The following is an 18,587-nucleotide window of genomic DNA, read 5'->3' on the forward strand; positions in this document are numbered from 1 at the left end:
GAACGATAGCAAACCCGGCAATTCAGCCAACCGCACCGCACATGGAGAGGCCTTTCAATGAAATGGTTCTACGATTTAAGGATAGCTACCAAGCTCATCACTTCGTTCTTGCTGGTGTTGGTGCTGACGGCCATGACGGGCGTGTTCGCCATCATCCAGTTGGGCCTGGTTAACGAAACTGCCGCTGAGATGCGCGACAACTGGTTGCCTTCGGTGCGGGTTGTCTCCGGCATTCGTTTTTTTGTCGCCAACTATCGGGTCAAGGAACTGCGCTATCTGATGGCCGAGAGCCCGACGGAACAGGCGCAATATGAACAGGAGATCGTCGATGCCCGCAAGGAAGTCGAGACCCGCATGGCGCGCTATGAAAAAGAGCTGATCTCAAGCCCGGCGGAACAGGCGTTGTTCGATACGCTCAAGACCAACTGGAACAGCTACCTCAACACCAGCAAGAACCTGTTGGCCGAGTCGCGGCAGGGTTTGAAGGAACAGACCAGTGTCATTCTCAAAGGGGATTCGAAACGGGACTTCGAACAGATCTCCAGCGACCTGGTAAAACTCATCGACCTCAACGACGCCGGAGCCACGGCAGCCAATCAACGCGGTAACGAAATCTACGCCAATGCGCGACTGTCCATCATCGCCGCGGTACTCGTGGCTTTGCTGGTGGGTATCGCGCTGGCGTTGTTTATTTCACGCATCATTTCCACCCCGCTGAAAAGGGCCGTGGATGTGGCCAGCCAACTGGCCGAAGGTAACCTGGCCGTGAAGATCGAAGGTGGTTCCAAGGACGAAACCGGGCGTGTGCTCACGGCGATGCAGGCAATGATTGGCAAGCTTTCGCAGATTATCGGTGAGGTGCGCAATGCCGCCGACGGTCTGGCCAGCGCGTCGGAGGAAGTCAGCGCTACCGCCCAGGCCATCAGCCAGACCACCAGCCAACAAGCCGCAAGCGTCGAAGAAACCAGTGCGTCCATCGAACAAATGAGTGCCAGCATTAACCAGAACACCGAGAACGCCAAGATAACCGACGGCATGGCCAGCAAAGCGGCCAAGGAAGCAGGAGACGGCGGCGACTCTGTTCAGCAGACGGTGCAGGCGATGAAAAAAATCGCGCAACGCATCAGCATCATCGATGACATTGCTTACCAGACCAACTTGCTGGCCTTGAACGCCGCCATTGAAGCGGCGCGAGCCGGCGAACATGGCAAGGGCTTCGCGGTGGTGGCGGCCGAAGTGCGCAAACTGGCGGAGCGCAGCCAGGTGGCGGCTCTGGAAATAGGCGAGCTGTCCACCAGCAGTGTCGAAATGGCCGAACGGGCCGGCCATCTGCTTGGCGAGATGCTGCCGTCGATCAACAAGACCTCCGATCTGGTCCAGGAAATCACGGCCGCCTCCGAAGAACAGGCAGCCGGCGTGGCGCAGATCAATTCGGCGATGAACCAACTCAACCAGGTCACTCAGCAAAATGCCTCCAGCAGCGAAGAGCTCGCTTCCACCGCCGAAGAAATGAGTACCCAGGCCGAACAGTTGCAGCAGGCCATGAGTTTTTTCAGGCTGGACGCAAGCGATCAGGCATCGAACGTCACACTGGGCAAATCCAGCCAGGCAAGCAGCGTATCGCGTGCGGTGGCGCGGGCACCGCGAGCGGTCCCGCAGAAAACCTTCCTCAAGAGCGCAGGCCCCGACGAAAGCGAGTTCACGCGGTTCTGAGCGCAAACCGGACGCGGTGCTTTTTTCATGCAGGAGAGCGACATGGGCGCGTTAACCGATACCCGACAGACGACGGCGATTCAAAAGCAGGAGGCGCAGTACCTGACGCTCCTGCTGGGCGGCGAAATGTTCGCCATCGATATCCAGGGCATCAAGGAAATCATCGAGTACGGACACGTGACTCCGGTGCCGATGATGCCCGACTTCGTGCGCGGCGTGCTTAACCTGCGAGGTGCCGTGGTGCCGGTGCTGGACCTCAAGGCACGGTTCGGACAGCCCTGCACGAAGGTCTCTCGACGCAGCTGTGTGGTGATCCTCGAAGCCAGTAGCGAGGACCACCAGGCCCAGGATATCGGGCTTCTGGTGGACAGTGTGTCAGAGGTACTGGAAATTCCGGCGGACGAGATCAAGCCGGCCCCCAGCTTTGGCGCGCGCATTCGCCCTGACTTCATCAGCGGCATGGCCAAGGTCGCCGGCACGTTCGTCATCGTCTTGCAGGTGGACAAGGTGCTGTCGATGGATGAAATGTCTCAACTGGCGGACGCCGGTGACAGCCCCAGCCTCCAGGAGCTGTAAGTCACGAACAAGGAGTTCGGATTGAAACAGATCAATCTTGAAGATCGTGAATTCACCCAGTTCCAGTCCTGGCTCTATGGTGCAGCGGGCATCCACTTGTCACCCATGAAAAAAGCCCTGGTTGCCGGGCGTCTGTTCAAGCGCCTGCAGTTCCATGAACTGGAGAGCTACGGCGCGTATTTCAAAATGATAATGGGCAAGGAGAACCCCGACGAACTGCAGTTCGCCCTGGACCTGTTGACCACCAACGAAACGTATTTCTTTCGTGAACCCAAGCACTTCGAGTTCCTGCGCGAACGGGTATTGCCCTTCGCGTCGCCAGGCAAGACCTTCAGGGTGTGGAGCGCGGCCAGCTCCTCGGGCGAAGAACCTTACAGCCTGGCCATGACCCTTGCCGAAACCCTGCGCAGCACGCCCTGGGAGGTCATCGGATCGGACATCAGCACCCAGGTACTGGCCAAGGCCCGGAACGGGCATTACCCGATGGAACGCGCCAACAGACTGCCGCAGTCCTTGCTCAGTCGATACTGCCTCAAGGGCATCGGCCAGCAGGAAGGTACCTTCCTGATCGATAAATCCCTGCGCCAGCGGGTCAGTTTCGTGCAAGTCAACCTGATCGAAACCCTGCCCCAACTGGGCGAATTCGATGTGATTTTCCTGCGCAACGTGATGATTTACTTTGATCAGGAGACCAAGCGAAAAGTGGTCAGTCGCCTGCTCCCATTCCTGCGACGTGGCGGCTATTTCATGATCAGTCATTCGGAAAGCCTGAACGGCGTCAGCGATGCGTTCAAGCTGGTGGCGCCTTCGATTTATCAAAAACCGTGAGGCGCCGAAGCTGTCGAGCCACTATTCGCTGATGAGCTTCTTCGGGTTGTCACGTTCACGCAGCACACATTGCATTTCCAAAGCCTCATCGAGGGTGAGCTGAAGCTCTTCATCCTTCCAGGGTTTGCTGATGTAGCGGAAAATGTACCCATCGCTGAGTGCCTGCGTGATCATGCTCATGTCGGCATAACCGGTCAGCAGGATATTCATGCAGTGCGGATCGCGCTTATGCACCTCACGGAGCAGGGTCGGGCCGTCCATGAACGGCATGCGCGCGTCGCAGACGATCAGGTCTATGGGGTGCAGTTCGAAAAGGTTCAGCGCCTGCGCGCCACTGGTGGCCAGCAGCAAATCGTAAGGCTTGCCACGCAGCAAGCGGCGCAGGCTGTTGAGGATACTTTCTTCGTCGTCCACCAGCATGACGGTGTAGCGTTTTTCGCTCAACTCGGTGGTGTTCATGCTCAGCATCCTTCAACGGCAGAGGTAGCGTGGGCCTGTACCTGGGGCTGACGTAACGGGAGCCACGCGCGGAAGCAACTGCCCCGGCCCGGTTCACTTTCGACGGTGAGTCTTCCATGGTGCTTGACGATGATGCTGTACGACAGCGACAGGCCCAGGCCCGAGCCCATGCCTACCGGCTTGGTGGTGAAGAACGGTTCGAATATCCGGTTCTGGATGTCCAGCGGGATGCCGTGACCGTTGTCGACGACCTCGACGAACACACCGCCGTCTTCCCTGCCACTGTTGATGATGATTTCGCCATCAACGCCCACGGCATGGCTCGCATTGATGAGCAGATTCAAGAACACCTGATTGATCTGCGAGCCCATGCACTCGATAGGCTCGATATCGCCGTAGCGCTTGATCACCTGAGCCTTGAACTTGATCTCGTTCCAGATAACGTTGAGGGTGCTATCCAGCCCCTTGTGCAGATCAGCCAACTGCCATTCGTAGCTGTCGACATGGGAGAACTCGCGCAGGTCCTTGACGATACGAGTGACCCGGTCCAGCCCCTCGACTGACTCGACGATCAGCTCGTCGATGTCCTGCCGCATGAAGTCGTAATCCGCCTTGTCCCGCATGGCCGCAAGCTCGGGATGAGCCTGCGCATGTTTTTCGTCACTGGCCTGTTCATAGGCGTCGAGCAATGCGAAAAGATCCACCAGGTAACGCCGCAGGCTGTTGACGTTGGAGCACACAAAGCCGATCGGGTTATTGATCTCGTGGGCCACGCCCGCCGCAAGCTGGCCTATCGCTGCCATTTTCTCGGACTGCAGCAACTGCGCCTGAGCCTCCTCGAGCCGTGCGATCAGCAGCGCCTGGGCGCTCTTTTCCTCTTCCAGCAACTCGTTGAGGTGCGTCAGTTCGAGTTGGCGGGCAGCGGTATCGGTCGTATCGCTTATCGCCAGGCCCACCCCCAGACTGCCGCCATCGGCGTCCTGCACCGGGAAGAACGTGCAGTTCTGATACATGTGCCCGACCAAGCCACTGATCGGCCGGGTGCTTTCGAAGTTGAACAGGTGCGGCCGTTGCTGCCAGGAGGTGAACGCAAAGTTTTGCAGCGTGACGACGCTGTTGATCTTCTGCCGGGTCCAGACCTCGGGCAGTTCCGGAAACACTTCGAACAGCGTGCGACCGACGAGCTCTTCGGCGCTGCGGCCGCTGTTGATGGACATGAAGTGGTTGGAGAACAGCACTTTGCAGTCATGATCGACCAGCAGCACGCCCATGTTGATGGCCTTGAGCATCGACTCAAGGGTTTCCCGGGAAATTGCCTTGTTGTCTGTCATGAAGACGCCCCTTCAAAGCTCATAGAGCAAGCGATCGATGGCCCGGACCACAACGCCTGCTGTACGTTCGGTAATACAGATCAGCAGGTCGCAGGAGAATTGATGAGCCTGCACCTCGAAACGGATTTCCAACACCATCGCCAGGTGTTCGTTCAGGTTCAATTCATTCAGTGCGTTCGCGGACTCTTCTCTGTGGACCAGAATCGACGGCGCGTCATAACTCACTTGTATCGCCACCTGCTTGGCCAGGCCACTGATGCAGGCGCCGGACAGGATGTTGGTGACATCCAGCATCAGTTCTTCCTGCTGCGCAGGGCCGCCGTCGCTATAGCCGAGCAATTCGGCGAGCTTGTCGGCCCCCATGGAACCAAAGCAAACGAACACCTCTCCGCGCAACTCCCCCAGGAACGACTGGCGGGTGACGATCATGGAGCTTCGACGAAGATGGTCCGGAATCAACAGGTTGTCCTGCTCCCGGATCAGTGGGTGAATGAAAGGAACCGAAAGCGTAACCATGGTGTTGGTCAGCCGGGCCAGTCGTTCGGCGGCCTGCCCCATGGCAATGTTCATCAATTCCTGCAAGGCATCACGTTGGTCTTCGGTTAGCGCGGCCAAGGTTTCCATCAAAGTACCCCTATGACGTGCAAGGCATTGAGTACAGCTTGCGCCGTAACCGGCTTGGCGACGAATGCAGCAGCGCCCAGATCGGATACGCGCTGCCTGGCCAGCGGCTGGATGTCGGCGCTGATCACCACGACAACCACATTCGCGTCCTCGCGCTTGAGCGCCTCAAGGGTCTGGAAGCCATCCATGACCGGCATGGTCAGGTCGAGAAAAAGCAGGTCCACCAAACCGGCGTGATACGCCTCCATCACCTCGGCACCGTTACAGGCCTGGCGAACATCTTCGGTCAGTGATTCTGGCAGGGAACGCAAGACCAGCTTGCGGGACATGGATGAGTCATCAGCGATTAGGACTTTCATGATGCACTCCACATTATGAAGTGTCCTGCAGCCTCGGGAGGGGTCGCAGAAACGAAGATTCGCAAGAACCTTTTAATCACTCTAACCCGACATCTAGCAAAGAGCCATCATCCAATCCTGATATTGCGCGAGGGATTTTCGGAGCCTGTAGGGGTTTCCCTACAGGCCGCCAAAAAGTGTGGCTGCGTGACCTTCGCCCGGCATACCACCGGATCAAGCGACGAGGCACATCGCACCGGGCGCTGACCGCGCTACAGAGTGTAGGAAATACCCACTTGCACCGTGCGCGGCTCGCCAGGGTAGGCGTAGAAGTTCAAGAACGAGCCCTCTTCGTACTCGCGATTGAACAGGTTCTTCACGTCCAGGTTGAGCCTGACCTTTTCGTTGACCTTGTAGTAACCGAGCAGGTCGACGACCGTGTAAGCGTCCATCGCGAACGTGTTGTTGGCCGTCTGCCCGGCACGCTCGGCCACGTATTTGCCACCGGCGCCGAGGCCCAAACCTTTGAGCGTGCCGTCCTGGAACTCATACACGTTGAGCAGGCTGAAGCTATTGCGCGGAATGTTGGCCAAACGCGTTCCGGTACGGACAGTGGTGTCCTTGGTGACGGCGGCATCCACATAGGCATAGCCGCCGATCATCCGCCACTCGGGCGTCAGGTTGCCGGCCACGTTCAGATCAAAGCCGCGGCTGCGGACCTGGCCCGTCGCGACATTGAAGTCGGAGTTAAAGGGGTCGACACCCTGGACATTTTTCTTCTCGATCTGGTAGATCGCCGCATCGACGCTCAGCTGTCGGTCAAGCGCTTCCCACTTCACGCCCATCTCGTAGGACTTGCCCTTCTCCGGATCGAACCCACCGCCCTGACGACTGGCGCCAGTGTTGGGCTTGAACGAGCGCGCGGCATCCGCGTAGAGCGCGACGGTGTCGGTGAGGTCATACATCACGCCGACGCGCGGGGTGACGGCGTTGTCGGCGGCGTTCCAGCTTCTGACACCGGGTACGTAGGACTCGTAATCGTGCTCGAAGCGCTCGAAGCGCGCACCGGCGAGGACTTTCAAGCGCTCGGTCAGTGCCACTTGGTCCTGAACGAAGGCCGCGTAGGTCTTGAGGTTTTCTTTATCGTGTGTCGGCGTGCGGGTCAGCGCCGGACGAGGCTGGCCGTAGACCGGGTTGTAGATATCGATCGGAAAGGTCCCCGCCAAGACGGCGGAACGCTGGATGATCGACTTGTAGTCGTAGTCTTCGTATTCGATGCCAGTGAGCAAGGTGTGATCAAAGCCGCCGGTGGAAAAGTGCCCGGTCAGGTTGAGTTGGTAGTCCTTGTCGGTCCATTCCAGCTTGCGGTAGTTGAAGTTGCGCTGAAGTGTGCGGCCATCGGCATCCAGGCTGGTCGCGCCGTTGGCCTCGACACCATTGCCCTTCATCGTCCCGTCCAGCCACTGGAAACCACCGCCCAGGGTCCAGTTGTCGTTGAGCAGATGTTCGAAGCGCAACTGGGCCATGTTGTTATCGTTGTGCAGGTCGCCGGCGTACTTCTCACCCCAGAAGGTGTCACGGGACGGCGTCCCACGCTGGTTGGCGAAGCGTGTCAGGCCGCGATCCAGCGGGCGATTGTTACGCATGAAGTCGCCTTCGAAGATCACCTTGGTGGCGTCATTGGCCTGCCAGGTCAACACCGGGGTCACGCCGTAGCGTTCGCTCGAGACATGGTCGCGGAAGGTGTCGCCGCCCTCACCCACCACGTTCAGACGATAGGCCAGCGCGCCTTGCTCATCCAGCGGGCCGGACGCATCGAGGGTGCCGCGCTTCATGCCCTGATCATTCAATTGGCTACCCAGCGTGACCGTGGGCTCGGCCAGCGGCTGCTTGGATACCACGTTGAAGGTGCCACCGGGATCGCCACGGCCATACAGCATGGTCGCCGGCCCGCGCAGCACTTCAAGGCGCTCGATGCTGTTGGCGTCGGGCATGCTCGGGTAGCCGCGGTTGATCGGGAAACCGTTGCGGTAGAACTCGGCAGTGGTAAAGCCTCGCACGGTGAAGCTGGTAAGCCCTTGCCCGCCGAAGTTGTTCGCCCGGCCGACGCCGCCCGCGTAGTCCAGGGCCTCCTGCAGGCGAGTCGCACCAATGTCCTCGACCACGTCCTTGGGCACTACGCTGATGGACTGCGGCGTTTCATGAATCGAAGTGTCGGTACGGGTCGCACTGGCTGAACGTGTTGCGCGGTAGCCCTTGACCGGCCCTTGAGCCGTCTCGTAGTCCATTTCGCCGGTGACCGTGGTCGCCTGCAACTCGAGGCTGGGTTGTTCAGAGGCGGCAACCTGTGCCCAGGCAAAAGGAGTAAACGCCTGAAGCACGCAGAGGGAAATCAGGGTGTGACGCATGGATGTTGGACCTCATGGATGAGCCGACGCGCAGGCAAACCTGCCAGGAATTCGCGGCGCATGATATACCAAACCATTCGCGTATGACATGGATTCTCATTAACTGTTTTTCGCGTATCAGCTTTGTATCAACCGCGTAAAAATCCAGGCAAAAAAAAACCACTCGCTGGAGTGGTTCGCCTTTGCCATGCCGGGCACCCTAGGTTTTTGTGCTTTCCAGCCCCAGCCAGAGAGTCGCGTCCTTCCACGCGCCGACCGTCACCAGCTCTTCCAACGTCTCCAACAGAATCTTTTCCCAACTCAACGCCAGGCGGCTGCTTCTACGGTCTTTGAGTGTCGTCAACGAAACCGTGGATCGGATGCCCGGTCGTTCGATGGTGTGACCGACCAACAGCCCCTTCGCGATATCTTCCTGAACGGCTGCGTGAGCAAGAATGGAGTACCCCATGCCTTCGGCGACCAGACGCTTGGTCAAGCTCACGCTGTCCACTTCGAATATGACGTTCAGCCGCAGTCCATTCTGCGCGGCAACCTGCTCGATCAAGCGACGATTACTGTGCGGCAGGCCCGGAAGGATCAGCGGGAAATCAGCCAGGCCGGTGATACGCACCGATCTCGGCGCTTCCCCTGGAGGCCCGACCAGCACCATGCGCTCACTGAAAATGGGTTTGACATCAAAGGCCTCGAGCAGAGGCTGGTTGTACACCACGGCTACCTGGATTCGGCCATCCAGCAGCCATTCCTGCAACGACGTGCTCAACCCTTCCAGCGCGTGCAGCGACGCCTTCGGCCAGCGTTCGTGAAAACGACGGATCAATTGCGGCCCCACAATGGTCCCGATCGCAGGAGGCAACCCGATCGCCAAATGGCCGCGCTCTTCAAACGCACTGTTTCGGACATGATCAGCGGTGTCCTCCATGTAACGCAGCATTACATCCGCCCGCTCCAGCAGACGCGCCCCGGCGGCAGTCAGCTCCACCCCCCTTCCGTGACGAATGAACAGTGCCACCTGAAGCTGCTCTTCAAGCTTGGCGATCTGCCGACTCAGAGCCGGCTGAGCAATGAAGAGCTCTTTGGCCGCACGGCTGAAACCTCCGCACTGGGCCACTTTTACGAAGGAGCGTAGTTCCCGAATATCCATCGTTATCACCATGCCGTAATGGCATAGCTTTGTATCAAAATAAGGTTTTTGTGCCTAGCTTTAGTTTTTTCTATGCTCATCGCTGATAGCTGAAGGCCCAGCTTGCCCGTCAAGGGACGTGTTACCACAAGAATAATGATGCCCATTCTCGGGCCAGGAAATGCCATGAATCAGTTGAAGAAACTCCACGTACAGGTGCTGATAGCACTTGTTGCTGCCGTCATCCTCGGTTTCGCCGCACCGCAATGGGCGGTCGCCATGAAGCCCCTCGGACAAGCATTCATCGCGCTGCTGAAAATGATGCTGGCGCCGATCGTTTTCGTCACCCTGGTTCATGGCCTTACCCATGTTCAGGACATGCGCAAACTCGGCCGACTCGGTATCAAGTCGCTAGTCTATTTTGAAGTGGTCAGCACCGTCGCGATGCTCATTGGTTTCATTCTGGTCAACGTCGTTGAACCGGGCGTGGGCCTGCATGCGACGAGCCTGAATGAATCCAGTGAAGCGATCAAGGCCACCTCTGCGGCAGGCAGTGTGTCGATGATCAACTACCTGCTGGGGCTCATTCCCCACACACTGGTCGATGCTTTCGCCAAGGGCGACATCATCCAGGTACTGATCATCTCGGTATTGGCCGGTATCGCCATCAACCGCGTCTGCGGCCCTGATTCGGTCGCCGTCAAAGCCCTTGGCGAGGCGCAGAGCATCCTCTTCAAAATGCTCGGCTTCATCATGAAGCTGGCCCCTCTGGGCGCGTTCGGCGCCATGGCTGCGGCCATCGGCAGTTACGGTGGCGACACCCTGCTCTATCTGCTCAAGTTGATCGCGGTTTACTACGCCGCTTCACTGATCTTCGTCTTCGGCATTCTGGGCTCGATCAGTTGGTCTATCGGCCTGCCCTTCGGCACTGTGCTGCGCCTGATTCGCGATGAGATCCTGCTGGTGTTCGGCACGGCGTCCGGCGAAGTGGTATTCCCACGCCTGATCGAAAAGCTGCAACGCAGCGGTTGTGACGAAGTGGTCGTCGGTTTTGTACTGCCCGCCGGCTACAGCTTCAACCTTGATGGAACTGCCATCTACATGGCAGTTGCGATCGGGTTCATCGCACAAGCGACCGACACGCCTTTCTCCCTGGTGCAGCAACTGGGTCTGCTGGCGATCCTGAGTATCACTTCCAAAGGCGGCACCACCGTTGCAGGCGGGGCCTTCATCAAGCTGGCCGCGACGTTGCAATCGGTACAAACCCTTCCGCTGAGTGGCCTGGGGTTGCTGTTCGGCATTGACCGGATCATGGCCACCGCTACCGCCCTGACCAATATCGTCGGCAACACCGTCGCGGTGTTTGCCATCGCGCGCTGGGAAGGCGCATTCGACCCCGACGCTTTCGAGCGGGCAACCGGCCGCAAGCCGAGCCGAAGCCTGCTGCGCCCACCGGTCGAAAGCCCGTCAGCCGAGGCGGCCATCGCGCCCGCGCACAAACCTTCTATTCAGTCACCGCGTCCCTGACAGGAAAGCTCCATGAATCGTTTAAAGCCTATCGACCCGAACCACCTCAGCGACGCGCAGCGCCCGGTTTACGAGCGCATCGCCAATGGCCCTCGCCAAGGCGTGCGCGGCCCTCTGGCGATCTGGCTGCATCGGCCAGCGCTGGCCGAGTGCGCCCAGGCACTGGGCCGCTACTGCCGCTATGACACCTGCCTGGACCCGCGCCTGTCGGAGCTGGCCATTCTGTTGATGGGCCGGCACTGGCTCGCCGAATACGAGTGGGCGGCGCACAAGCCTTTCGCACTGAAGGCCGGGCTGGCGCCACACATCATCGAAGCGATTCGGGATGACCGCGAGCCGGCGTTCGAAAACGCCGATGAAGCCCTGGTCTACCGCTTCATTCGCGAACTGCACGCCCAACGCGCTATCGGCGATGGCCTCTACGCCGAATTCGTCGAACAGATGGGTACCGATGCGGCCGTCGATCTGGTCGGCATCGCGGGTTACTACACCCTGATTTCCATGACCATCAAGGTGTTCGAAGTTCCGCCACCTGCGGGCGCCACTGCCGAACTGCCGACTACATTGAACTGAGGATACTTGCATGACTGATACTCTCCCAAAAAGCGATCGCCTCAAGGGCAAAGTCGCTATCGTCACCGGCGCCGGCTGTGTCGGCAGTGGCTGGGGTAATGGCCGTGCGGTCGCGGTGATATTCGCCATGGCCGGGGCGAAGGTGTTCGCGGTCGATCGCGACCTGGGCGCCATGGAGGAAACCCTCGAACGCATCCGTGAAGCCGGCGGTGAGGTCACCCCATTCGCCTGCGATGTCACCGACAGTCAGGCGGTCGCCTCGATGGTCGCCGCGTGCAAAGCGGCTTACGGCCAGGTCGATATTCTCGTCAACAACGTCGGCGGTTCCGCCGCGGGCGGCGCTGTGGCATTGGCCGAAGACAAGTTCGATGCGCAGATCGCCCTGAACCTCAGAAGCGTCTACCTGACCTGCAAGCATGTGCTGCCACTGATGGAAGCACAGGGCGGCGGTTCGATCATCAACACCGCCTCGACGTCCGGCACGCGCTGGACGGGCTCGGCACAAGTGGCTTACGCCGCCAGCAAAGCCGGCGTCATTCAACTGTCTCGCGTCACCGCCGTCGAATACGCCCCCAAGGGCATCCGCGTAAATACGGTGGTTCCGGGGCAGTTGCATACGCCGATGGTCGAAGTGCGCCTGGCCGGGCAACGCACGGGCGGCGATGTGAGCAAACTGCTCGATTCGCGTGTGGCACGCATTCCACTCGGGTTCATGGGCGATGGCCGCGATACGGCGTTTGCAGCGCTGTATCTGGCCAGTGACGAATCACGCTTCGTCACCGCCACGGAAATCATCGTCGATGGCGGCATGACCGCACGCTGCGACTGACTCATTCCAAAGGGCTGTGCAAATCGCAGCCCTGCCCGCCTACCCAACCAGGGCCGAACATGGACGACTTTTCCTGCGTTCAGACGTCACGTCGTCTGTTCATCAAACACACCATGATAGCTGCCGCCGGTATCGGTCTGGCAGGCGGCGTATCGGGGCAGACTTTCGGAGCCAGCATGTCGATTTCATCCAGCGCTACAGGTGCCTGGGATTGTCACACCCATATCTATGGCCCGTGGGCGCGTTTCCCTCTTCCGGCCAACGCGGCCTATACGCCTGAGCCTGCGCCTTTCAGCGAACTGCTGGGCATGCATCGTCGACTGGGTATCAGTCACGGCGTGCTGGTGCAGGCTGCGCCCTATGGCACCGACCACAGCGCCATTCTGGAGGCGATAGCCAGCAGCAACGGGCATTATCGCGGTGTCGGCATCATTGATGAAACCACCACCGACGATCAGTTGCAGGCTCTGCACGACGGCGGCCTGCGCGGTATCCGCTTCAACTTGATGGGCCATCTGCCGGGGGCCCGCGACCCACAAAAGCTGCGCGCGTTGGCCGAGCGCGTCGCTCCGCTGGGGTGGCACGTGCTGGTGCACGGGGAGTTGCCGACGCTGTTGCCATTCCTCCACACCTGGCGCGACCTGAAGACGCCACTGGTCATTGATCATATGGCGCGCCCGGACCTCACCCAGCCGGTTGATCCGCGGTTGATGGACGAACTGCGGGCGGAACTGGGCCACGCGAATCGCTGGATCAAACTGTCGGGCATCGATCGTGCCATGCAGGGTCAGCCCGGCCCTTGGCCGCAGGCGCTGGATCAGGTTCGCGCGTTACTGGAGTGCGCCCCCGAGCGCGCCATCTGGGGATCGGACTGGCCGCATCCGAATATCAAAGGGCCGATACCTGACGATGCCCAGCTTCTCGCCTTCATTCGCCAGGTGTGCGACAGCCCCGCCTTGCAGCAGGCGGTGCTGGTCGACAACCCGGCGCGCCTTTACGCCTGATGTGCGTCCATTCAGGAGATCAAACGATGAACGAAATTACCTGGGTTCCCAGCTCCCGCGTGCCCGACCCGAGCGTTCGCGAATTGGACCCTCGATTTGCGCACTACCGCCTTGCCCATGCCAAGGTTGAGCGTCTCGGTACAGGCCTGCGCTGGGCGGAAGGCCCCGCCTGGTTCGCCGACGCGCGCTTCCTGCTGTTCACCGATCTGCCGAACGATCGCATCATGCGTTGGGACGAGACCACCGGCGGCTTGAGTGTCTTTCGCCAGCCCTCGAACCAGGCCAATGGCATGACGCGCGACCGTCAAGGACGCCTGCTCGTTTGCGAACATGGCGGCCGGCGCGTCACCCGCACCGAATACGACGGCAGCATCAGCGTGCTGGCCGACAGCTTTGCAGGAAAGCCGCTGAATTCGCCGAATGACATCGTGGTGAAGTCGGACGACAGTATCTGGTTCACCGACCCACCGTTCGGCCTGATCAGCGACTACATGGGCCGGCAAGGCACCGCGCAACTGCCGGCCAACCTCTATCGCCTCGATGCGGACGGCAGCCTGCACTGCGTGGCCGAAGACCTCGACGGCCCGAACGGCCTGGCCTTCTCCCCGGATGAAAAGACCCTCTACCTGGTTGAGTCCAGGGCTCGCCCTCGGCGCATCGTCGCCTACAGCGTCGATGAGCAAGGCCAAGTCAGTCATCGGCGTGAGCTGATCGATGCCGGCAGCGGGTTGCCCGACGGGATACGCGTGGATGTGGACGGTAACCTCTGGTGCGGCTGGGCCACGCCTGAGCCCGGACTGGACGGTGTACGCATCTTCGCCCCTGATGGCACCGCGATTGGTCACATCGACCTGCCGGAGCGTTGCGCCAACCTGTGCTTCGGCGGCCCACGCGGGAATCGTCTGCTGATGGCGTCGACCACATCGTTGTACTCGTTATTCGTCAACACTCGCGGCGCTTGAAACAGGCGCCCATTGAAGAAGGCAGCACCATGAAAAAAACAAGATCTGCTCCGATACTGCTGTCCACCGGTTTGGTCAGCCTGCTCGGTTTTTCTCAATTGAGCCAAGCCGCTGAACTGAAGATCATTGCCAGTGGCGCACTGCGGGGTGCCATGGAACACCTTCAGCCGGCCTACGAAAAAGCCAGCGGCAATACCCTGAGTTTCAGTTGGGGACCTTCAATGGGCACATCGCCCGAATCCATTCCAGAACGCATCAGGCATAAAGAGCCGATGGACCTGGCGATCATGGCGGATGAAACCCTGGAACTGCTCTCGCCCACCGGCGCGTTTGATATGACCACCCGCCGCGAGATCGCCGACTCGCGCATCGGTGTCGGGGTGCCTCACGGCAAACCCAAGCCGGACGTATCAAGCGTCGCCGCGCTCACCTCGGCGTTGCTCAATGCCGACAAGATCGCTTACTCCCAAGGTGCCAGCGGCGTGTATATCCGTACCGAGCTGTTCCAGCGGTTGGGCATCAGCGACAAGATCAAAGGTAAAACCGTTGAGATCGCCGGCAAGGAACTGGTGGGCACGGCGCTGGCCAGAGGCGATGCGGACATCGGCATGCAGCAAATCAGCGAGTTGAAGGTCACCCCCGGCGTCGACTACCTGGGCCCGCTTCCCGAAGAGGTACAGAAAATCAGCCGGTTCTGCGCGACAGTCGCCCGCGAGACGCCTCATACACAACCTGCCCGTGAGTTCATTGCCTTCCTCAACAGCCCGGCCGCACGTCATCTGCTGACCGAAAGCGGCCTCGAACCGGCCAACAATCCAACGGCACAGGAGCGTAAATAATGAAAACCCTCTCGCGTATTCTGCTCGGCGCCACCTTTGGCCTCACTTGCGCCGTTGCGATGGCTGCTGGCACACCGATCAAGCAAACGCTGGTCAACTATGACAACGTGCAAATCGAGGTCAGCTCGCAAGGGAAAGGGCCGGTGATCGTGATGCTCCCTTCATTGGGGCGTTCGGCTCGCGATTATGACCAGGTCGCCCATTATCTTCAGGTGGATGGGTTCCGCGTCCTCAGGCCCGAGCCGCGTGGCATAGGGCAAAGCAAAGGGCCGATGGAAAACCTGTCGGTACACGACTTTGCCCGGGACGTCGCAGCAGTCGTCGAACATGAAAACACAGGCCCTGTCGTGGTGGTCGGTCACGCCTGGGGCAACTTCGCCGCGCGCATGCTCGCCGCCGATCGCCCTGACCTTGTCCGCGGTGTAGTGATGGCCGCAGCGTCTGCCGGCAAAGTGCCGCCGGGCTCGACGGAAAAACCGATCAATGCCGAGATGCGGCAGGCCATCGATGGTGCCGGCGACCTGTCGCTGCCCGAAGAGCAACGCCTGATCTACCTGCGCAAGGCCTTCTTTGCCCCCGGCAACGATCCTACTGTGTGGCTGGGCGGTTGGCACCAGGCCACCCACGATGCCGAGTCCCATGCACGCAACACCACACCGGTAGACGACTACTTCGCCGCCGGCAGTGCCCCGATTCTCGATCTGCAAGGTGAAGCGGACACGGTTGCCCCGCGGCGCTTCTCCGGCGTGCTCAAAAGCATGCTCGGTGACCGGGTCCAGGTCGTGGTCTTGAAAGATGCCGGACACGCCATGGCGCCTGAGCAACCCAAAGCGATGGCGGATGCCATCGCTGCGTTTGCCAAGGCCCAGTACGCCCGCAAGATGTAGCGCGCAATACACGCCGCGCAACAGATGAGGAATGCTCCGAACCGAAAGGTCCGGAGCATTTTTCCGTCAGGCCACGGCCAACGCATGCACCGCCCGTCAATCAAATCGGCGACAGACGCCGATCACTTGTCCGCATACACGCGTTTAGCGAAATCGGCGATGGCACTCGCCATTTCACGCGGCTGCTCGGGGGCCATGGCATGTCCGGCGTTGGCAATGGTTTTATGTTCGACCCGATCGCCGAGCATGGATTTAAGAATGTTCGGGATAACGACGGCGTCATGCTGCCCTTGCAGGTCGAGAATCGGCACGGTTGCGCCGGCTGACCAATAAAGATCCACGGGTGTGCTGTCCCGTGCATGGTCTTGAGCCTGGTGGGTCTTGTCGTACCATCCGCTCAGCCAGGCGCGCGGATCGTTGCCGGGGGCGAAGAACGCTTCCTTCAGATAGCTGATTCGCTGGGCTTCGGGTAACGCGTAATTGCCCGCGCCTTTGATCGCTTCGAGCATGCGGCCGTAGGGCTTTTCAGATGAACCGGCAGGCAACTTACCAACCGACGCGGCGGCCAATACAATCCCCTTAACCAGATCTGGACGATCGACCGCCAGCACACGCGCAGGTTGGCTTCCCCAGGCATGCCCGACCACCACCGCAGGCCCGGTGCTGGCTTTATCCATCACCAAGGCGACGTCGGCCGCAAAATCGTGCAGCGTCGGCGTATCCATGGGCGCCTTGCTGCCCTTGACACCGCGAGGCTCCGGACGGATCACGCGATAGCCGTCACCTACCAGGTAACGGGCCACTTCGTCATAGTCGTTCGCGCCACGGCCTTTTGAAGGCAGGATCACGATGACATGCCCCTTGCCCTGATCCAGCGCCTCAATGTGTACATTGCCTTTCTCGGCAACAATTGTTCTGACCATGTCGTCGGTATGTCCCGGCAAGCTATAGGCAACCAGCCCTGCCACTATGAGAGATTTAATCATCTTAGTGTATTGCATTACATGAGCCTTTTATTATTGTTTGGCACGCCAAACCGATGGGTGTGAGCCATCAGGTTTATGCACTTTCAAGAAAATAACCAATGCTGATGCGTCATGGTTTTCGATGCCTGTCGGGCATGGCAGGAATCCCCGCAAACACTGCCACGGCCCCATGCCCTGCGGTTATAGCGACCTATGGTTAAAAGGTGTTGGCGAGGATAAGAAGCGCGCCCCTATGCTTCCAGGTTCCTCACTACAACAATAATGGACGCGCATGAACATACTCACAGCAGGCGAAGTAACAAGACAGGAGGCGCTGGAATCGAGTGCCTGCCGTAAAGCCGCGATAAGGTTAATCCCACTGCTCGCCATCGCGTATTTCTTTAATTATCTCGACAGAACTAACGTCGGCTTTGCTTCACTGACAATGAATGAAGATTTGGGGCTCACTGCTTCCCAGTTCGGTTTTGCAGCCGGCATTTTTTATGTGGGCTATTGCTTGTTCGAGGTACCCAGCAATCTGGCGCTGTACCGCTTCGGTGCGCGGCGATGGCTCGCAAGAATCATGATTACCTGGGGGCTGTTCTCCGCCTCCACCGCGCTGGCTCAAGGGCCGCTCAGTTACGCCTTCATCCGCCTGCTGGCCGGTATCGCAGAAGCCGGGTTCTTTCCTGGCGTCATTTTCTTCTTGTCGCTGTGGTTTCCGATCCAATACCGGACGCGGGTCATGGCCTGGTTTCTGTTTGCCATCCCCGTCTCTTCCGTCCTCGGTGGGCCGCTCTCTGCCGCCATGCTCTCGATGGATGGTCTTTGGGGGTACCGGGGCTGGCAGTGGCTGTTGGTGCTACAAGGCCTTCCGGCATGTGTGCTCGGCGTACTGTGCTTGAAGTGCCTGGCCGACAGGCCCGCAGACGCCAAGTGGCTGACTGTGCACGAGCGCCAAGCGTTGCAGTCGGCACTCGACGCGGAACATGAGTCAAAGGGCGCGCACAGCTTTCGACAGTCCATCAACGACGTCAGGGTATGGCTGCTCGCCGCGATTCTGTTCAGCTACATCATCGGCATCCTGGGCATTGGCGTATGGTTGCCGCAAATCCTCAAAAGCCATGCGCTGACGACGACTCAGATCGGCTGGGTGTCGGCGATACCGTATCTGATTGCCAGTGTCGCGATGCTCGTGTGGGCGAAGGTGCTCGCGCGCAAAAGGCGGTATGTGCTCCACCTGGCCATTACCTGCGCCACCGGAGCGGCCGGGTTTATTTTCTCGGTGGTCTACAGCGACCTGATTCCGGCACTGATTGGCCTCACGGTGGCGTTGATCGGGTTGAGTTCGGTCCGCACGTGCTTCTACAGCATCCCCGCGACGTTTCTGAGCAAGCAAGCCGCGGCCGGTGGCATTGCGTTCATCAACGCCGTGGGTAGCCTCGGGGGGTTGGTCGGTCCTTACGCAGTCGGCTGGCTCAAAGACCTCACCCACTCATTCAACGCCGGCCTTATCGCAATGGCCGCGATGCTGTGTGTCGCGACGGTCCTGACGTTGATTCTGAGGCATGTGATCAAAGAAGCCTGACGCAATGCCCCGGCGG

The 18,587-nt window shown here is 59.7% G+C and carries 18 protein-coding genes; 11 read left to right on the forward strand and 7 right to left on the reverse strand.

Going from position 1 to position 18,587, the window contains the following annotated elements; translation table 11 throughout:
- Nucleotides 1-57: 57 nt before the first annotated feature.
- From ACVWZP_RS10070 to ACVWZP_RS10080, 3 genes are read left to right on the forward strand one after another with little or no spacing between them, the layout of a single operon-like run.
- A complete protein-coding gene (locus tag ACVWZP_RS10070; RefSeq protein ID WP_232566461.1) occupies nucleotides 58-1,713 on the forward strand; it encodes a methyl-accepting chemotaxis protein in 1,656 nt (551 codons plus the stop codon).
- Nucleotides 1,714-1,755: 42 nt separating this feature from the next.
- The gene (locus tag ACVWZP_RS10075; protein ID WP_057004888.1) at nucleotides 1,756-2,289 is read left to right on the forward strand and encodes a chemotaxis protein CheW; all 534 of its coding nucleotides are present in this window, start codon (nucleotides 1,756-1,758) and stop codon (nucleotides 2,287-2,289) included.
- Nucleotides 2,290-2,310: 21 nt separating this feature from the next.
- Nucleotides 2,311-3,117 (forward strand): CheR family methyltransferase, encoded by an 807-nt coding sequence (locus ACVWZP_RS10080; protein WP_017846988.1) that lies wholly within the window; start codon nucleotides 2,311-2,313, stop codon nucleotides 3,115-3,117.
- A gap of 21 nt (nucleotides 3,118-3,138) precedes the next feature.
- Here ACVWZP_RS10080 and ACVWZP_RS10085 read toward each other — a convergent pair whose 3' ends face one another.
- The 6 genes from ACVWZP_RS10085 to ACVWZP_RS10110 form a co-directional block, all read right to left on the reverse strand.
- The gene (locus ACVWZP_RS10085; RefSeq protein ID WP_057004887.1) at nucleotides 3,139-3,576 is read right to left on the reverse strand and encodes a response regulator; all 438 of its coding nucleotides are present in this window, start codon (nucleotides 3,574-3,576) and stop codon (nucleotides 3,139-3,141) included.
- A gap of 2 nt (nucleotides 3,577-3,578) precedes the next feature.
- On the reverse strand, nucleotides 3,579-4,907 hold the full coding sequence (locus ACVWZP_RS10090) for an ATP-binding protein (protein WP_017846986.1): 1,329 nt from the start codon (nucleotides 4,905-4,907) through the stop codon (nucleotides 3,579-3,581).
- A 12-nt stretch (nucleotides 4,908-4,919) separates the two neighbouring features.
- On the reverse strand, nucleotides 4,920-5,531 hold the full coding sequence (locus tag ACVWZP_RS10095; RefSeq protein ID WP_046384059.1) for a chemotaxis protein CheC: 612 nt from the start codon (nucleotides 5,529-5,531) through the stop codon (nucleotides 4,920-4,922).
- Nucleotides 5,531-5,890 (reverse strand): response regulator, encoded by a 360-nt coding sequence (locus ACVWZP_RS10100; RefSeq protein WP_017846984.1) that lies wholly within the window; start codon nucleotides 5,888-5,890, stop codon nucleotides 5,531-5,533. Before ACVWZP_RS10100 ends, ACVWZP_RS10095 begins: the two co-directional genes overlap by 1 nt.
- Before the next feature lie 251 nt (nucleotides 5,891-6,141).
- Nucleotides 6,142-8,277, reverse strand: a complete 2,136-nt coding sequence (locus tag ACVWZP_RS10105; protein WP_046384060.1) for a TonB-dependent siderophore receptor — start codon at nucleotides 8,275-8,277, stop codon at nucleotides 6,142-6,144.
- Nucleotides 8,278-8,476: 199 nt separating this feature from the next.
- Nucleotides 8,477-9,418 (reverse strand): LysR family transcriptional regulator, encoded by a 942-nt coding sequence (locus tag ACVWZP_RS10110; protein ID WP_046384061.1) that lies wholly within the window; start codon nucleotides 9,416-9,418, stop codon nucleotides 8,477-8,479.
- A gap of 165 nt (nucleotides 9,419-9,583) precedes the next feature.
- Between ACVWZP_RS10110 and ACVWZP_RS10115 the strand changes: the two genes are divergently transcribed.
- From ACVWZP_RS10115 to ACVWZP_RS10145, 7 genes are read left to right on the forward strand one after another with little or no spacing between them, the layout of a single operon-like run.
- Nucleotides 9,584-10,924, forward strand: a complete 1,341-nt coding sequence (locus tag ACVWZP_RS10115) for a cation:dicarboxylate symporter family transporter (protein WP_046384062.1) — start codon at nucleotides 9,584-9,586, stop codon at nucleotides 10,922-10,924.
- 12 nt (nucleotides 10,925-10,936) lie between these two features.
- Complete coding sequence (locus ACVWZP_RS10120; protein WP_046384063.1) at nucleotides 10,937-11,497, forward strand: carboxymuconolactone decarboxylase family protein; 561 nt, start codon at nucleotides 10,937-10,939, stop codon at nucleotides 11,495-11,497.
- Nucleotides 11,498-11,507: 10 nt separating this feature from the next.
- Nucleotides 11,508-12,326 (forward strand): SDR family NAD(P)-dependent oxidoreductase, encoded by an 819-nt coding sequence (locus ACVWZP_RS10125; RefSeq protein WP_046384064.1) that lies wholly within the window; start codon nucleotides 11,508-11,510, stop codon nucleotides 12,324-12,326.
- Nucleotides 12,327-12,385: 59 nt separating this feature from the next.
- Nucleotides 12,386-13,330: an amidohydrolase family protein gene (locus ACVWZP_RS10130; protein ID WP_241561609.1), complete on the forward strand. Its 945-nt coding sequence runs from the start codon at nucleotides 12,386-12,388 to the stop codon at nucleotides 13,328-13,330.
- Between the two features lie 26 nt (nucleotides 13,331-13,356).
- Entirely contained in the window at nucleotides 13,357-14,292 is a 936-nt protein-coding gene (locus ACVWZP_RS10135; RefSeq protein WP_126588483.1) for an SMP-30/gluconolactonase/LRE family protein, read from the forward strand.
- A 29-nt stretch (nucleotides 14,293-14,321) separates the two neighbouring features.
- Nucleotides 14,322-15,131 (forward strand): molybdate ABC transporter substrate-binding protein, encoded by an 810-nt coding sequence (locus ACVWZP_RS10140; protein ID WP_046384067.1) that lies wholly within the window; start codon nucleotides 14,322-14,324, stop codon nucleotides 15,129-15,131.
- A complete protein-coding gene (locus ACVWZP_RS10145) occupies nucleotides 15,131-16,018 on the forward strand; it encodes an alpha/beta fold hydrolase (protein ID WP_046384068.1) in 888 nt (295 codons plus the stop codon). The genes ACVWZP_RS10140 and ACVWZP_RS10145 overlap by 1 nt, the downstream gene beginning before the upstream one ends.
- A gap of 122 nt (nucleotides 16,019-16,140) precedes the next feature.
- Here the strand turns inward: ACVWZP_RS10145 and ACVWZP_RS10150 are convergent, their stop codons facing one another.
- Complete coding sequence (locus ACVWZP_RS10150) at nucleotides 16,141-17,019, reverse strand: alpha/beta fold hydrolase (protein ID WP_082107783.1); 879 nt, start codon at nucleotides 17,017-17,019, stop codon at nucleotides 16,141-16,143.
- A gap of 256 nt (nucleotides 17,020-17,275) precedes the next feature.
- Here ACVWZP_RS10150 and ACVWZP_RS10155 point away from each other — a divergent pair, with 256 nt between their 5' ends.
- Nucleotides 17,276-18,571, forward strand: a complete 1,296-nt coding sequence (locus ACVWZP_RS10155; protein WP_046384070.1) for an MFS transporter — start codon at nucleotides 17,276-17,278, stop codon at nucleotides 18,569-18,571.
- The last annotated feature ends 16 nt before the right edge of the window (nucleotides 18,572-18,587 follow it).

Source organism: Pseudomonas sp. TE36184 (assembly GCF_054060055.1).

Bases quoted from the DNA above. Each gene is read 5' to 3' on its own strand.
- ACVWZP_RS10070 (WP_232566461.1), top strand. From the start codon at position 58: ATGAAATGGTTCTACGATTTAAGGATAGCTACCAAGCTCATCACTTCG.
- ACVWZP_RS10075 (WP_057004888.1), top strand. From the start codon at position 1,756: ATGGGCGCGTTAACCGATACCCGACAGACGACGGCGATTCAAAAGCAG.
- ACVWZP_RS10085 (WP_057004887.1), bottom strand. From the start codon at position 3,576: ATGAACACCACCGAGTTGAGCGAAAAACGCTACACCGTCATGCTGGTG.
- ACVWZP_RS10090 (WP_017846986.1), bottom strand. From the start codon at position 4,907: ATGACAGACAACAAGGCAATTTCCCGGGAAACCCTTGAGTCGATGCTC.
- ACVWZP_RS10095 (WP_046384059.1), bottom strand. From the start codon at position 5,531: ATGGAAACCTTGGCCGCGCTAACCGAAGACCAACGTGATGCCTTGCAG.
- ACVWZP_RS10100 (WP_017846984.1), bottom strand. From the start codon at position 5,890: ATGAAAGTCCTAATCGCTGATGACTCATCCATGTCCCGCAAGCTGGTC.
- ACVWZP_RS10105 (WP_046384060.1), bottom strand. From the start codon at position 8,277: ATGCGTCACACCCTGATTTCCCTCTGCGTGCTTCAGGCGTTTACTCCT.
- ACVWZP_RS10110 (WP_046384061.1), bottom strand. From the start codon at position 9,418: ATGGATATTCGGGAACTACGCTCCTTCGTAAAAGTGGCCCAGTGCGGA.
- ACVWZP_RS10115 (WP_046384062.1), top strand. From the start codon at position 9,584: ATGAATCAGTTGAAGAAACTCCACGTACAGGTGCTGATAGCACTTGTT.
- ACVWZP_RS10120 (WP_046384063.1), top strand. From the start codon at position 10,937: ATGAATCGTTTAAAGCCTATCGACCCGAACCACCTCAGCGACGCGCAG.
- ACVWZP_RS10125 (WP_046384064.1), top strand. From the start codon at position 11,508: ATGACTGATACTCTCCCAAAAAGCGATCGCCTCAAGGGCAAAGTCGCT.
- ACVWZP_RS10130 (WP_241561609.1), top strand. From the start codon at position 12,386: ATGGACGACTTTTCCTGCGTTCAGACGTCACGTCGTCTGTTCATCAAA.
- ACVWZP_RS10135 (WP_126588483.1), top strand. From the start codon at position 13,357: ATGAACGAAATTACCTGGGTTCCCAGCTCCCGCGTGCCCGACCCGAGC.
- ACVWZP_RS10140 (WP_046384067.1), top strand. From the start codon at position 14,322: ATGAAAAAAACAAGATCTGCTCCGATACTGCTGTCCACCGGTTTGGTC.
- ACVWZP_RS10145 (WP_046384068.1), top strand. From the start codon at position 15,131: ATGAAAACCCTCTCGCGTATTCTGCTCGGCGCCACCTTTGGCCTCACT.
- ACVWZP_RS10150 (WP_082107783.1), bottom strand. From the start codon at position 17,019: ATGCAATACACTAAGATGATTAAATCTCTCATAGTGGCAGGGCTGGTT.
- ACVWZP_RS10155 (WP_046384070.1), top strand. From the start codon at position 17,276: ATGAACATACTCACAGCAGGCGAAGTAACAAGACAGGAGGCGCTGGAA.